The sequence below is a fragment of the Gordonia sp. 852002-50816_SCH5313054-c genome (assembly GCF_001665925.1).
GTDB classification, from domain to species: Bacteria; Actinomycetota; Actinomycetes; order Mycobacteriales; family Mycobacteriaceae; genus Gordonia; species Gordonia jacobaea.
Genome location: NZ_LZTE01000022.1, coordinates 11,353 through 25,089, shown reverse-complemented (window position 1 = coordinate 25,089; position 13,737 = coordinate 11,353). Strand labels below are relative to the sequence as shown.

Sequence of the window (13,737 nt, the reverse complement as noted above, 5' to 3'; positions counted from 1 at the left end):
CGGGCCGTTTTGCCTCGGCGTGCATACTCGAATTCGATGACCTTTGAGCTGAGAGGACGCCGATGACTCCGACGCCCACCGTCGATCCGGGTGCCAAAAGCCCCGTCGACATCCCCGGTCCGCTCGACGAGCCGTGCCGGTACGGCGTGTACACCGGCATCGAACTCGACCTGCAGGCGGCCGACGCGGTGCCGCAGGCAGCGCGCCTCGGATTGGAGCCGCCTCGGTTCTGTGGTCAGTGCGGCAGGCGGATGGTGGTGCAGGTGCGTCCCGACGGGTGGGATGCACGTTGTTCGCGCCACGGTGTCGTCGATTCGTCGCAACTCGGTCGACGATGATGGCCCAGGTCTATCCGGGCACGCCCGGCAACCCGGTGTCGGTTCGGCGCAAGCACTCGCCTGCACCGCTGGTCGTCGTCGGCGCTGTCGTGCTGCTGCTCGGCGCCGTGTTCGGTGTGGCGTGGGCGGTCACGACCCCGGCGATGACCGGGACTGTGACTGCACAGGGCGCAGCCGTGCCGTCGGAACAGCTTGGTGAGGAATTCGCCGGTGTCGCGGTTTTCGCGTTCTGGATGCTCGCCTACGGTGCGGTCGCGGCGGCGCTCGCATGGTTCGCCGCGCGGTATTGGCGAGGCCTCGTCGGTTATGGCGTGACGTTCGTGACCGCAGTGATCGGCACTGTGATCGCGGGATCTATCGGCACCTGGGTCGCGCATCTGCACTTCCCGGACCCGCACGACGTCGGGATGGGGCAGACCTGCCGTGTGGTTCCCGACCTCGTGCTCGACGGCGCCACGCGCAACGGGTTCTCGGCGCCGTGGATTCTCCTCATCTGTGCACCGTTGACGGTCAGTCTCGTCTATCTGGTGTGTGCGCTCGCCACCAGCGACGCCGACCTCGGTGTGGGCGACGGCGTCGCCGACGACGCAGATCAGTCGCTCACGGTGGGGGTTTGAGCGTCGCGAACTCGTCGGTGACGCGTAACTCGTTGTCGGCGAAGGCGTAGAGCGCGGGCGGGCGCCCACCCGAACGGCCCGTTTTTCCGACGGTCCCGGTGGCCACGACAACGCCGCGCCGGCTGAGGATTCGCAGCAGGTTGGTCGTGTCGACGGGGTAACCCAGTGCGGCACAATAGATTTCGGACAGCTCCGACATCGGGAACCGAGACGGCGCCAACGCGAACGCGATATTCGTGTATGAGAGTTTCCCGGCGAGACGTCGACGCGCCGCGGCGATGATGTCGGCGTGGTCGTGAGCCAGGACGCCAAGGGAATCCACCGGCTCCCATGCCGCGGTGTCGGGCAGGCGTGCAGGCGCATCCGTGGGAACCAGGCCGAGGTACGTCGAGGCGATCGTCCGCCGACCCGGTGTGCGATGAGGTGCCGAGAACACCGAAAGCTGTTCGAGGTGGGCGACCTTGCGGATATCCATCGTGTCGGCGAGCTGACGCCGGGCGGTTTCCGACAGGCTCTCGTCTGCCGCGACCTCGCCACCCGGAAGCGCGAACGGCTCATCGTCGTGCTGCCGCCACAGAAGTACGCACAGTTGCGGTTCGACGTCCGGCGTCGGGCGTCGTACCTGGAAAACCGCGCTCAGGACCTCGACGCCCGCAGTTCCCGCCGACTCGGACGTCGGGCGCCCCGCGTCGTGTGTGACGGCTTCCTGTGCGACCGATTCCGGGGAGGCGGCGCCATCGGAACTGGCGGGAATCGGCGCAGGCATGCGGTCGATTCTAGGGCTCGCTCCGCGAGGCAACCGCGAGGCGCTCCGCGCAGAAACCCGCGAGGCGGTCGACGCACGAACCCGCGACGCGCTCCTCTCAGAGTTCGTCGAGGCTGATCAGGCCATCCTGGATCGCGCGAGCAACCAGCGACGCCTTGGTGCGTGCCGGACGTCCGGCGTCTGCGTACTTCGTCCTAATGCGTGCCAGGTGCGTGTTGACGGTGCCCACCGAGATCATCAACCGCGACGCCGCCACTGACTTGGAGTCGGTGAGGAGCCACGTCCGAAGCACCTCGATCTCCCGAGTGGTCAGGGGTACGCGCGGGTGGCTCAATTCGGCGTCGTGAGGGATGGACTGCCCGCCGGGGCTCACCGAGGCCGACACCACAGGGCGTAGATGGGCGACGTCGGCTGAGCGTCCAGCGGTCGAAGGTGCCATGGGCGGCGGAGTCACGATTCGACGCGCGGCCAGCCTTTCGAGTGCTTCCTGGCGACGTCGGACCGCTTCGAGTGGAGTGGAGAACGATGATCTGCGCGTGGGGATCGAGGGCGCGATGGCCATCGGGGTGGGGGTTGTGGGAGGGGTGCCTTGGCCGGCGCGGGGGCCAATCGTGGAGGTCATCGGGGTATCTCCTGTGATTCTTGTCGAGCAGTGGCGGTGTTGTCGCTGACCTCTTCGACGCTATTGCCGCAGGCGACCACAGAAACGCGTAGTGCGCTACTCGAATTGGAGACCGACGGTACCCACCGGGCATGGTGCTACGATCTAGGTGTTTTCGACCGACAGTCGAAAACCTGTCTCGGAGCACGAACCGCGTTCTCCGGTCGCAGGCTGAAGGAGCGACCCATGAGTATCACCAGCGACCGTTCGGTAGCAGTCACCGAACCTGGTCTGATTGACGCGGTGTGGACAGACGGTCCCACAGGATTCACCGGAGTGGAACCGACCGCGGCGTGGGCAGAAGAGGTTCGTCGACTAGCACGTGCGCGCAATGCGACCATACTCGCGCACAACTATGAGTTACCGGCGATTCAAGATGTTGCAGATCACGTCGGCGACTCGCTCGCGCTCTCCCGGATCGCGGCGGAGGTCGACTCCGACGAAATCGTGTTCTGCGGCGTCCACTTCATGGCCGAGACCGCGAAGATCCTCAGCCCCGACAAGCGCGTCCTGATCCCCGACGCCAGGGCGGGATGTTCGCTCGCCGACTCGATCACCGCCGACGATCTGCGGGCGTGGAAGGTCGAGTACCCCGATGCTGTCGTGGTCTCGTACGTCAACACGACCGCCGAGGTGAAGGGCCTCACCGACATCTGCTGTACGTCGTCGAACGCGGTGGATGTGGTGGCGTCGATCGATCCCGATCGCGACGTCCTCTTCCTGCCCGACCAGTTCCTCGGCGCGCACGTCAAGCGGGAGACCGGCCGCGACAACATTCACATCTGGGCCGGCGAATGCCACGTCCACGCCGGTATCAACGGTGACGAGCTGACCGCCAAGGCCAACTCGCACCCCGACGCCGACCTCTTCATCCACCCCGAGTGCGGGTGCGCGACGTCGGCGCTCTATCTGGCGGGCGAGGGAGCGGTGCCCGACAACCGCGTGAAGATCCTTTCCACCGGCGGAATGATCGACGCTGCTCGGCAGACCGGTGCCAAGCAGGTTCTCGTCGCCACGGAGATCGGCATGCTGCACCAGCTACGTAAGGCCGCGCCAGGTATCGACTTCCAGGCGGTCAACGATCGCGCGTCGTGCCCGTACATGAAGATGATCACGCCGGCTGCGCTGTTGCGTGCGTTGCGTGAGGGTAAGGACGAGGTGTTCGTCGCTGACGATGTCGCCGAGCGCGCACGCAAGAGCGTCGAGCGGATGATCGCGATCGGCAATCCGGGTTCGGGTGAATGAGTCGATGAGCGCGTTCATCGGCCAGCGCGAGGCAGCCGGAGAACTCGACCTGGCGATCACCGACGAGGTGCGGGCGTTGATTCGGACGGCGCTCGACGAGGATCTCCGCTACGGCCCCGACATCACGACCGCGTCGACGGTGCCTGCCGGCGCGACGGTCGACGCGCAGATCGTCAGCCGTGCGCTCGGCGTGGTCGCCGGGCTTCCCGTCGTACTTGCCGTCCTCGACGAGGTCGTCGGTGCCGGTGCGTACGAGGTGACCGCTGCGGTTGCCGACGGAACGAGAGTCGCACCGGGAGACGTGGTGTTGGCGGTGCATGCGCCGACCGCCGCTCTGCTGACCGCGGAGCGCACGGCACTCAACCTCGCGTGCCATCTCTCCGGGATCGCCACCGCGACAGCTCAGTGGGTCGACGCCGTCGACGGAACGTCGGCGAAGATTCGCGACTCACGAAAGACGTTGCCGGGCATGCGCTATCTGCAGAAGTATGCGGTGCGCGCAGGTGGCGGCGTCAATCACCGCATGGGGCTCGGTGACGCCGCGCTGATCAAAGACAATCACGTTGCCGCCGCGGGATCGGTGAGCGCGGCGCTCCGCGCTGTGCGTGCGGCGGCACCCGACCTGCCGGTCGAGGTCGAGGTGGACTCGCTCGATCAACTCGACGAGGTGCTCGACCTCGCACCCCAACTCGTGTTGCTCGACAACTTCGAACTCTGGGCAACCCAGATGGCCGTCTCCCGCCGCAACAACAGGTCGCCGGAGACAAAACTCGAGTCCTCCGGCGGGTTGAGTCTGGACCAGGCCGCCGACTACGCCCGCACGGGCGTCGACTACCTCGCCGTCGGCGCGCTGACGCATTCGGTAACCGCGCTCGACCTCGGACTCGACATTCCTCTCTGAGCGCTGCGGCGTGCAGGCAACGGTTTTGAGATGCACCAGTTCTGAGGTGCAACGGTTCTGAGATGCACTGTGGCCCACAGCGAAAAGGCTGTGGGCCACAGTGTGTCTGGAACCAGTGTGTCTGGAATCAGTGCGCGCTAGTGCGCGTACATCGTTTCGACGGTTACTCCGTGCGCTCGTGACGTCCGGGCTGAGCGTCGGTTTCGCCGACGGCGGCCGTTGAGCGCGCAGTGGCTTCCGGACCGTCGACGAGTTTCGCGAACTCCTCGTCGATGTCGTCCACGTCCGAGTCGCTAGCGTGGCTGTCGCTGGTCCGTCCGCTGTCCACGGTGACCGGAGCTACGTCGAACGACGCGGCGGGGGTGACGTCGATGACTTCCTCACGAACAGCGGCCATCCGCTGTTCGTCGAAGCTCTGCGTCTTGAGTGCGACCTCCTTGATGAACACGATCGCGACGAAGCTGATCGCGGCCATCACACCGGCGATGAAGAAGACGCGCGCGATTGCGTCACCGTAGGAACCGCGGACGATCTCGGCGATCGGTCCCGGCAGATCCTTGAGGTTCGAGAGCCCTGCACCCGACCCGCCGGTCTGAGCGGGATTGACACCCGCTGCCACCAGACCCTTGGTGATCAGGTCGGTGACGTGGGTTGCCAGCACCGCACCGAGAACCGACACGCCTGCCGCGCCTCCGAGCGAGCGGAAGAACGTCACCGTCGACGTCGCTGAACCGAGGTCATCGGGTCCGACGTTGTTCTGCACAGCCATCACGAGGTTCTGCATGGTCATTCCCATGCCGAGTCCGAGAATGAACAGGAACGCTCCGATGACGACCATGTCGGTATGGGCGTCGATGGTCGACAGGAGGAAGAAGCCTGCTGTCATCAGGGCAGCACCGGTGACGAGGAAGCGCTTCCACCGACCGAACCGTGTGATCAGGGCGCCCGAGACCGTTGCGGCGAGCATCGAGCCGATGATCATCGGAAGGGTGAGCAGACCTGCCGCCGTGGGGGAGTAGCCGCGGGCGATCTGGAAGTACTGACCGAGGAACACGGCACCACCGAACAGTGCGACACCCACTGCAACGCTCGCCATTGTGGCGAGAGTCGTCGTGCGGTCACGGAACAACCGCAGCGGGATGATCGGGTCCTTGGCGCGTGATTCGACGAACAATGCACCTGCGATGAGGACGATTCCGAGTGCGACGAGTCCGAACGTCATTCCCGAGAGCCAAGCGAAGCTGTCACCGGCGAGGGTGACCCAGATGAGCAGTGTGCTCACGCCTGCCGCGATCAGGAACGCGCCGAGGTAGTCGATGCGAACGTCCTTGCGGACCGTCGGAAGATTCAGCGTGCGCTGGATGACCAGCAATGCGATCACCGCGAGCGGAACACAGACGTAGAACGTCCAGCGCCAACCGAGCCAGCTGGTGTCGACGATCACGCCACCGATCAGCGGGCCGGCGACCGTCGCGAGCGACATCACGGCTGCGATCGGACCCTGATAGCGGCCGCGTTCGCGTGGGCTGAACATGGATGCGATCACGATGACGACCAGCGCCTGCAGGCCACCGAGTCCGAGGCCCTGGATGACACGGAAACCGATCAGCATGCCGACCGACTGTGAGAGTCCGGCGAGCACCGAGCCGAGGGTGAACAACGCCAACGACGCCTGGACCAGGATCTTCTTGCTCACCAGGTCGGAAAGCTTGCCCCAGATGGGTGTGGTCGCCGTGGATGCGAGGAGAGTCGCCGTGACGACCCAGGTGTACTGACCCTGCGTTCCATGCAGGTCGGTGATGATGACGGGGAGCGCGTTGGACACGATCGTCGACGAGAGAAACGCGACGAACATCCCGAGGAGCAAACCGACGAGTGCTTCGAGCTTTTGTCGATGGGTCATCGGTGCGCCCGCTGCGGAAGCAACCTCCCGCGTGGCGGTTAGAGACATGGGAGAACCTCCTGAGGTGGTGGCTGATCCCGCACGGTCTGCCGAGCGGGAGAGGGATGTCGGGGGCGCGGCGACAATGGCCGGCCGATTGCTGGCTGCAGACACGTCACGCAACCAACTAGTTGAGTGAAGCAACTATAACCATTGATAGTTGTAACGCGCAACTATCTTGAGTATTCCCGGCTCCGGCGGAGTTTCTCGACGCGGCGTTGCGCCGTTATGTCAGCGCCGCGATGTCGGCGCCGGGGCACGCCGCCGATCAGGTCAGGTCGGGTTCGAACTCCGCGTCGTCGACAAGGAGACGATTGAGCAGCCGGGTGAGTGTCCGGATGTCCTCGGGGTCCCATTCGGACAACCGTGCCCGCCAGTCTGCGACCGCCGCATCGGCTACGTGATCTACGCGTGCGCGGCCGGTAGGAGTCAAGGAGACCAGTCGAGCGCGCGCATCATGCGGGTCGGCGTGTCGCTCGGCCAGGCCGAGGCGCACGAGGGCATCGATCTGTCTGCTCACAGTCGACTTCTCGAGTCCGAGCTGCGCGACGAGTGTTGATACCGGCAGAGATCCGTCGGCGCTGGCGAGCATCGCGATCAGGGGATAGTTCGACGGGTCGAGGTGGGGGTCAACCGCACGAGCACGGGTGCGCAGTCGAATCCGTCCCTGCCGCATCAGGTCAGCGAAACCTGTCTCCAGGTCGGTAATCGGGTCATCGGATACGTCGTCGGCGTCCACTGGGTGGTCGGAGCGAGCGTCGCCCATCTGCGGTGAATCCTGTCCGTCGCGGTTCGTCGGATGATGCGCCACAGGTTACCGCGCAGTTGAACATGATTCATGATTCGACTTGGCGTATCGGGGGCGCCGGCGAGGGTGCGGAAGATCCTGGCGAGGGCAGCCGTGCACGACCTGGCGCCGTGGCCTGCCGGGGCTGCACGTCTGCACACTCCGTTCGGGCTGTCCCTCAGGCAACCACGTCTGCCCCGCCACCGTGTGTGGTGGCGGGGTGTAGACGGGTTGCGGCGCAACCGGATTCGACAGTTCGCCCGGGATGGCGGTGGTCAGGCGGCGTCGGCCAGCGGTGGGCCGAGGCTGTCTGGCGGGTCGACGCCGCCGAGCCGGTTGGGGCCGCCTGGTGGGGCCGGGCCCGTTGATGGGTTGGGGTCTGTGGGCGGGTCGGGGTCGAGTTCGAGTGGCCTGGGGAGGTTCCATCGGATGTCGACCCGCCTGCCGAGGCGCCGAGGATCTGCGGAAGGCATTCTATCCGCCAGCGCGAGTTCGACGCCGGTGAGCGTCTGACGTGCCACCTGCGTGCTCGGCGGGTCCGGCACTGAGGACGGCGACACCATCCAGGCGCCCACTGCGTCCGCGACCACCATCTGGTCGCTGGCCGTGTCTGTGACGTTCTCGGCGCCCACTCTGCTGGAGGCTCGCGCGCCGATCTCGGTGACCGTCGCGTCTGTGCTTGTCCCGGTTGCTCGTGCCGCCGCTGCGGCTTGGTTGCTGGTGTGTTCGGCGGCGAGGTAGTCGTGGAAGTCGGCTTTGACGTCGGCGATGCGGTTGATGCGTTCCGGATTCTCCGGCATACCCGGCTTGGCGTTGAGCCGCCACGCGACACGTCCGGTGTCGGGGCCTTCGGTGATCATGCGGGTGGTGAACTGCCCGGGTTTTGTGCCGACTCTCCGGTTGTGCACATCGCACGCCGGGACGAGTTGGTCGATATCGGTCAACCCACCGTCGGCCCAGTCTTTGGCGGCGTGATGCATCTGCACCCGTGATGCGGGCTGGTTGCAGCCGGGTGCCGAACACATCTTCCCGCCCGCCGAAGCAAAGGAGGCGAGTCGTTGTCCGAGTGACGCGATCCGCTTCGACCGACCCAAATACAGCGGGATGCTGGTGTGCTCACCGAACACCGCCAAATACTGGCTCGCCCCGGTGGAGGCGGCCATTTCGATCACATCGCTGATCGGGAGCAGTGTTCCGGACGTGGTCTGTGCGATCCCTGCCTGCTCTTCGAGTTCCTGCAGGCTGGTGGTGACGATCACCTGGATCGGTAATCCGCGATGGGTGTTGCCGAGCATCCCTGATTCAAGTACTTGCTGCAGGAGTGCGGAGAACGCGTCGTGGTTGCGTTGCGCGGGTGAGCGTTCATCACGTAGCGCCGCGGCCGCGACCTGTTCAGCATTCGCCATGGTGATCGGCCCGACCGGCGACTCCGGGTCGTCCGGGTTGTTCATGCCCGGTTTAGCCCACGCATCGAGCACCGTGTCGAGCCGGGCGCGGGCGATCGGATCCAAATCGGCAGTCAACCGCGACATCAACTGAGCGTTCTGCCGGTTCACCCACAGGCGACGTCGACGTTTACGGTCCTTCGAGGTGGTCAGCGTCCCATCCGGATCCAGGTGCGCCAACAATCGTGAACCCAAATTGGTGATCTCGGCAGGGGTGAATTGGACCGCGTAGCCGGCCATCTGTGCTTCGGCCGCCGCTTTCGTCTCGGCCGACACCTCACCGGGGATCGCCTCCAAAACCTCCAACACCGCCCGCACGTGCGCGCCCGCGACCCGACCCTCCGCCACATAGCCGGCCAACGTTGGGCATGCGGGTGGTAGTCGGTCGCCGCAGATCGTGGTGAACGAGCCGGTCGCCGCGATCACCCGATGCCGCGCGGCGGGGTCACCGATGTGCAGACCCTGCCCAATGAAATTGCGGATGTCGCGGAAACCCGACGCGCGGGGTAGGTCGCGGTCGGAGGCCTCCACAATCAAGCGATCGGTGACCGCACCCGCGGTCCGCAACGCCAACCGTTCTGCCTCAACGGTGGCTTCGACCAGCGCGGCATCGGATACCAGCGACACATCGACGGCAGCCAACTCATCCAGCACCGCGGCAAGCCGTGACAGCTTTTCCGCCACCACCGCATCCGCCGATCCCACCGCAGCAGTCGCCAAAGCCAAAGGTGCACGGCCATTCTCGCTGTTGTTGCGATTGCTGTTGCTGTTCACGTGCCGCCACCCCCGCCCCGCGTCGTGTCGAATATGTGTTCTACATTACCCGACAATACCGACACCGTCCAGGAATAATCGAAGAAACTTTCGACGGATCGTGATCGGGTCACCGAGGCTGGATGACTATGCGACTGCCTCCGCGCCTTACTGCCGCGTTGGTCCTGACAGACCGCATTCGGAAACCGGTGGTGCCGCCACATATCCTGGACACATCAACCCGACCGATCAGGAGACACCCATGCTCGCCCGAACCGACCTGCGCGGTAGCTCGCCGACGCTCGCTGAGCTGCGTCGCGCGTTGCCCCGTGGGGGCACCGACGTCAACGCCGTGCTGGATACGGTGACGCCGGTGGTGCATGCGATCGCCGATCGCGGCGTCGAGGCAGCACTCGAGTACGGCGAGAAGTTCGACGGCGTTCGTCCGTCGAGTGTTCGGGTTCCCGCCGATGTGATCGCGGATGCCCTGGCGAAACTCGATCCGGCCGTCGCTGATGCGCTGCGTGAGTCGATCACTCGCGCTCGGCTCGTCCATGCCGATCAGCGTCGTACGACGTCGCGCACACAGGTCGTCGACGGGGGAGCCGTCAGCGAAAAGTGGATTCCCGTCAGGCGTGTTGGCCTGTACGTACCCGGCGGCAATGCTGTCTACCCGTCGTCGGTCATCATGAACGTCGTTCCCGCGCAGGAGGCGGGCGTCGGGTCGCTCGTCGTTGCGTCGCCCCCGCAGAAGGACTTCGGCGGTTGGCCACACCCGACCATCCTCGCCGCGTGCGCTCTTCTCGGCGTCGACGAGGTCTGGGCCGTCGGTGGCGCGCAAGGCGTCGCGCTCCTTACCTATGGCGGTACGGATACCGACGGTGCGGTCCTCGACCCGGTCGACCTCATCACCGGTCCCGGCAACATCTACGTCACGGCAGCCAAGCGCCTGTGTCGCGGACTCGTCGGCATCGATGCCGAGGCCGGTCCCACCGAGATCGCCATCCTCGCCGACGATTCGGCAAACCCGGCCTTCGTCGCCGCAGACCTCATCAGCCAGGCCGAGCACGACGTCCTCGCGGCGTCGGTGCTCGTGACCGACAGCGTCGCCCTGGCCGACGCCGTCGACGCAGAACTCGACCGCCAGATCGCCGAGACCAAACACCGTGAACGGGTCACCACGGCGCTCAGCGGCAAGCAGTCGGGTGTCGTGCTCGTCGACGACGTCGAGGCCGGTCTTGCCGTGGTCGACGCCTACGCGGCAGAGCACCTCGAGATCCAGACGCGCGACGCCGCGCAGGTCGCCGATCGCGTGCACAACGCCGGCGCGATCTTCGTCGGCGACTTCGCGCCGGTCAGCCTCGGAGACTATTGCGCGGGATCGAATCACGTTCTGCCGACGTCGGGTTCGGCTCGGTTCGCGTCGGGTCTCTCGGTACAGACCTTCCTGCGTGGCGTGCACGTCATCGACTACGACGAGGCGGCGCTGCGCGACGTCTCCGCCCAGGTGGTCACCTTGGCGCAGGCCGAAGACCTTCCGGCACACGGCAATGCGATCACCCGCAGGTTCTCGGGGGCTGTCGCCGAGGCAGCAAAGTGACGCCCGCAGCTACAGGCGCTCAAGTACCCGGAGTCCAGATTCCCGGAGCTCGGATCACCGTCGACGATCTTCCGCTCCGCGACAACCTGCGCGGCAAAAGCGCTTATGGCGCACCGCAATTGAAGGTTCCTGTCGTTCTCAACACCAACGAGAACCCGCACCCGCCGTCTCCGGAGCTGATCGCCGACGTCGCTGAATCGGTCGGCGCCGCTGCGGCCGAGCTGCACCGTTACCCGGACCGTGACGCTGTCGCGCTGCGTAGCGACCTCGCCGCCTACCTCAGCGCCGCCACCGGAACCCACCTCGGCGTCGAAAACGTCTGGGCGGCAAACGGTTCCAACGAGATTCTGCAGCAACTCCTGCAGGCGTTCGGCGGGCTCGGCCGTGCGGCGCTGGGCTTCGTGCCCAGCTACTCGATGCATCCGATCATCTCGGACGGCACCGACACCACGTGGCTCGAAGCCAAGCGCAGCGCCGACTTCTCCCTCGACATCGACTATGCGGTCGGTGAGATCTCCGCGCGACGCCCCGACATCGTGTTCGTGACCTCTCCCAACAACCCGACGGGCGCGTCGATCTCGAATGACGGGTTGCGGGCGATCGTCGACGCCGCACCGGGCATAGTGATCGTCGACGAGGCGTATGCGGAGTTCTCCGAGCAGCGCAGCGCCGTCGAGTTGATCGACGAGTTCCCGACGAAGGTCGTCGTCAGCCGGACGATGAGCAAGGCGTTCGCCTTCGCAGGCGGTCGGCTCGGTTACCTTGCGGCGTCGCCCGCGATCGTCGACGCCCTGCAACTGGTGCGGCTGCCGTATCACCTGTCCGTGCTCACGCAGGCCGCTGCGCGAGCGGCGCTGCGCCACGCCGACGAGACGCTCGGCGGAGTCGCGAAGATCATCGCCGAGCGCAAACGCGTCGTCGCAGAGCTCGAGAAGGCGGGATTCGACGTTGTCGATTCCGACGCCAACTTCGTGTTGTTCGGACGCTTCGCCGACGCTCCGGCATCGTGGCAGCGCTACCTCGACAACGGCGTGTTGATCCGCGACGTAGGAATTCCCGCGCATCTCCGTGTCACGATCGGATTGGTTGACGAGAACGACGCGTTCCTCGACGTCAGCCGGAAGCTCGCCACCACAGATCTGGAGAAGTCACAGTGACCACCCCGGCACCGCGTATCGCACGCGTCGAACGGACGACCAAGGAGTCGTCGATCGTCGTCGAACTCAACCTCGACGGCACCGGCGTCACAGCGATCTCGACGGGCATCCCGTTCTTCGACCACATGTTGACCGCCTTCGGCGCACACGGCAGCTTCGATCTGACCGTCGAGGCGAAGGGCGACGTCGAGGTCGAGGGACACCACACCATCGAAGACACCGCGATCGTGCTCGGTCAGGCACTTGGTCAGGCTCTCGGCGACAAGAAGGGAATTCGCCGCTTCGGCGACTCGTACATCCCGATGGACGAGACGCTCGCACACGCCGTCGTCGACGTGTCGGGCCGACCGTACTGTGTTCACACCGGCGAGCCCGAGCACATGTTGACCGCGGTGATCGGCGGCTACCCCGGCGTGCCCTACTCCACGGTGATCAACCGGCACGTCTTCGAGTCCATCGCGCTCAACGCGCGTATCGCCCTGCACGTGCGCGTGCTCTACGGCCGCGACCAGCACCACATCACCGAGGCCGAATTCAAGGCGGTCGCCCGCGCGTTGCGTGCGGCGACCGAGGCCGATCCGAGAGTCAGTGGAGTGCCATCCACCAAGGGCGCTCTATGAGTGCGACGAACATCGTCGTCCTCGACTACGGCTCGGGCAATCTGCGCTCAGCCCAGCGCGCACTGGAGCGCACCGGCGCCGACGTCACCGTGACCAGCGACTTCACCGCTGCGCTTGAAGCCGACGGGCTGGTCGTGCCGGGTGTCGGCGCGTTCGCGGCCTGCATGGACGGGTTGCGCGCGGTCCACGGCGACCGGATCATCGGCCGACGCCTCGCCGGCGGACGCCCGGTGCTCGGCATCTGTGTCGGCATGCAGATCCTGTTCGAGCGCGGCGTCGAATTCGGTGTCGAGGCCGACGGATGCGGCGAATGGCCGGGAACGGTCTCGCGGCTCGACGCTCCCGTGCTGCCGCACATGGGGTGGAACACCGTCGACGCCCCGACCGACTCGACGCTGTTCAAGGGAATCGACCCGGCAACCCGCTTCTACTTCGTGCACTCGTACGCGGCGCAGACGTGGGAGATGGACAACGTCGGATCGCCACTCGCCGCACCGGCCCTGACGTGGGCCGAGCACGGCAGCCGCTTTCTTGCGGCGGTCGAGAACGGCGCACTGAGTGCCACACAGTTCCACCCGGAGAAGTCGGGGGACGCGGGCGCCGAACTGCTGCGCAACTGGGTCGGGAGCATCGCATGAGCGGGTCCGACGGTGTGCCCGAGCGCCCGCACTTCTCCTACGGGCGGTTCGTGACACTCGTCTTGGGTTCCGGGGTCCTCGTGCTGGTGATCGGCATTCCGATCATCCTGGCGCTGGCACACTGGTCACCGATCGCAGGCTTGGTCGCTGCGCTGCTCGTGGTGCTCGCGATGATCGGGACGATCGGCTGGATGTCGCGTCGGATCATCGGTAACTACGAGCGCAAGGTTCGCGCCCTCGACGAGGGAAACGCAAGCCCCTGACCTG

General features: G+C 65.9%; 14 protein-coding genes. 9 read left to right on the top strand and 5 right to left on the bottom strand.

Annotated features, from left to right (window positions below; genetic code table 11):
* Positions 1-62: 62 nt before the first annotated feature.
* On the top strand, positions 63-338 hold the full coding sequence (bsaP, locus tag A5788_RS01850; protein ID WP_049698205.1) for a biotin synthase auxiliary protein BsaP: 276 nt from the start codon (positions 63-65) through the stop codon (positions 336-338).
* Entirely contained in the window at positions 335-955 is a 621-nt protein-coding gene (locus tag A5788_RS01845; protein ID WP_231894305.1) for a DUF2567 domain-containing protein, read from the top strand. Before bsaP ends, A5788_RS01845 begins: the two co-directional genes overlap by 4 nt.
* Here A5788_RS01845 and A5788_RS01840 read toward each other — a convergent pair.
* Positions 939-1,721 (bottom strand): NUDIX hydrolase, encoded by a 783-nt coding sequence (locus A5788_RS01840; RefSeq protein WP_049698203.1) that lies wholly within the window; start codon positions 1,719-1,721, stop codon positions 939-941. The two genes, A5788_RS01845 and A5788_RS01840, sit on opposite strands and share 17 nt — an antisense overlap.
* 97 nt (positions 1,722-1,818) lie before the next feature.
* Complete coding sequence (locus tag A5788_RS01835) at positions 1,819-2,343, bottom strand: response regulator transcription factor (RefSeq protein ID WP_049698202.1); 525 nt, start codon at positions 2,341-2,343, stop codon at positions 1,819-1,821.
* Positions 2,344-2,568: 225 nt separating this feature from the next.
* On the opposite strand from A5788_RS01835, the gene nadA reads away from it, so the two are divergent.
* Positions 2,569-3,627, top strand: coding sequence for a quinolinate synthase NadA (nadA, locus tag A5788_RS01830; RefSeq protein ID WP_049698564.1), 1,059 nt, complete (start codon positions 2,569-2,571; stop codon positions 3,625-3,627).
* Positions 3,628-3,631: 4 nt separating this feature from the next.
* Positions 3,632-4,528: a carboxylating nicotinate-nucleotide diphosphorylase gene (nadC, locus tag A5788_RS01825; protein ID WP_049698563.1), complete on the top strand. Its 897-nt coding sequence runs from the start codon at positions 3,632-3,634 to the stop codon at positions 4,526-4,528.
* A gap of 163 nt (positions 4,529-4,691) precedes the next feature.
* Here the strand turns inward: nadC and A5788_RS01820 are convergent, their stop codons facing one another.
* The 3 genes from A5788_RS01820 to A5788_RS01810 form a co-directional block, all read right to left on the bottom strand.
* Entirely contained in the window at positions 4,692-6,479 is a 1,788-nt protein-coding gene (locus A5788_RS01820) for an MDR family MFS transporter (RefSeq protein WP_197494590.1), read from the bottom strand.
* A gap of 259 nt (positions 6,480-6,738) precedes the next feature.
* On the bottom strand, positions 6,739-7,236 hold the full coding sequence (locus A5788_RS01815) for a MarR family winged helix-turn-helix transcriptional regulator (RefSeq protein WP_049698562.1): 498 nt from the start codon (positions 7,234-7,236) through the stop codon (positions 6,739-6,741).
* Between the two features lie 296 nt (positions 7,237-7,532).
* Positions 7,533-9,476: an HNH endonuclease signature motif containing protein gene (locus tag A5788_RS01810; protein ID WP_082943102.1), complete on the bottom strand. Its 1,944-nt coding sequence runs from the start codon at positions 9,474-9,476 to the stop codon at positions 7,533-7,535.
* 241 nt (positions 9,477-9,717) lie between these two features.
* Between A5788_RS01810 and hisD the strand changes: the two genes are divergently transcribed.
* Genes hisD through A5788_RS01785 form a run of 5 tightly spaced genes read left to right on the top strand, consistent with a single transcriptional unit; the run spans position 9,718 to position 13,733 of the window.
* Positions 9,718-11,055, top strand: a complete 1,338-nt coding sequence (hisD, locus tag A5788_RS01805) for a histidinol dehydrogenase (protein ID WP_049698200.1) — start codon at positions 9,718-9,720, stop codon at positions 11,053-11,055.
* On the top strand, positions 11,052-12,212 hold the full coding sequence (locus tag A5788_RS01800) for a histidinol-phosphate transaminase (RefSeq protein ID WP_049698199.1): 1,161 nt from the start codon (positions 11,052-11,054) through the stop codon (positions 12,210-12,212). The genes hisD and A5788_RS01800 overlap by 4 nt, the downstream gene beginning before the upstream one ends.
* The gene (gene hisB / locus A5788_RS01795; protein WP_005208453.1) at positions 12,209-12,832 is read left to right on the top strand and encodes an imidazoleglycerol-phosphate dehydratase HisB; all 624 of its coding nucleotides are present in this window, start codon (positions 12,209-12,211) and stop codon (positions 12,830-12,832) included. Before A5788_RS01800 ends, hisB begins: the two co-directional genes overlap by 4 nt.
* On the top strand, positions 12,829-13,470 hold the full coding sequence (gene hisH / locus A5788_RS01790) for an imidazole glycerol phosphate synthase subunit HisH (RefSeq protein ID WP_049698198.1): 642 nt from the start codon (positions 12,829-12,831) through the stop codon (positions 13,468-13,470). Before hisB ends, hisH begins: the two co-directional genes overlap by 4 nt.
* On the top strand, positions 13,467-13,733 hold the full coding sequence (locus tag A5788_RS01785; RefSeq protein ID WP_049698197.1) for a hypothetical protein: 267 nt from the start codon (positions 13,467-13,469) through the stop codon (positions 13,731-13,733). Before hisH ends, A5788_RS01785 begins: the two co-directional genes overlap by 4 nt.
* Positions 13,734-13,737 lie beyond the last annotated feature (4 nt).

Bases quoted from the DNA above. Each gene is read 5' to 3' on its own strand.
- bsaP (WP_049698205.1), top strand. From the start codon at position 63: ATGACTCCGACGCCCACCGTCGATCCGGGTGCCAAAAGCCCCGTCGAC.
- A5788_RS01845 (WP_231894305.1), top strand. From the start codon at position 335: ATGATGGCCCAGGTCTATCCGGGCACGCCCGGCAACCCGGTGTCGGTT.
- A5788_RS01840 (WP_049698203.1), bottom strand. From the start codon at position 1,721: ATGCCTGCGCCGATTCCCGCCAGTTCCGATGGCGCCGCCTCCCCGGAA.
- A5788_RS01835 (WP_049698202.1), bottom strand. From the start codon at position 2,343: ATGACCTCCACGATTGGCCCCCGCGCCGGCCAAGGCACCCCTCCCACA.
- nadA (WP_049698564.1), top strand. From the start codon at position 2,569: ATGAGTATCACCAGCGACCGTTCGGTAGCAGTCACCGAACCTGGTCTG.
- nadC (WP_049698563.1), top strand. From the start codon at position 3,632: ATGAGCGCGTTCATCGGCCAGCGCGAGGCAGCCGGAGAACTCGACCTG.
- A5788_RS01820 (WP_197494590.1), bottom strand. From the start codon at position 6,479: ATGTCTCTAACCGCCACGCGGGAGGTTGCTTCCGCAGCGGGCGCACCG.
- A5788_RS01815 (WP_049698562.1), bottom strand. From the start codon at position 7,236: ATGGGCGACGCTCGCTCCGACCACCCAGTGGACGCCGACGACGTATCC.
- hisD (WP_049698200.1), top strand. From the start codon at position 9,718: ATGCTCGCCCGAACCGACCTGCGCGGTAGCTCGCCGACGCTCGCTGAG.
- hisH (WP_049698198.1), top strand. From the start codon at position 12,829: ATGAGTGCGACGAACATCGTCGTCCTCGACTACGGCTCGGGCAATCTG.
- A5788_RS01785 (WP_049698197.1), top strand. From the start codon at position 13,467: ATGAGCGGGTCCGACGGTGTGCCCGAGCGCCCGCACTTCTCCTACGGG.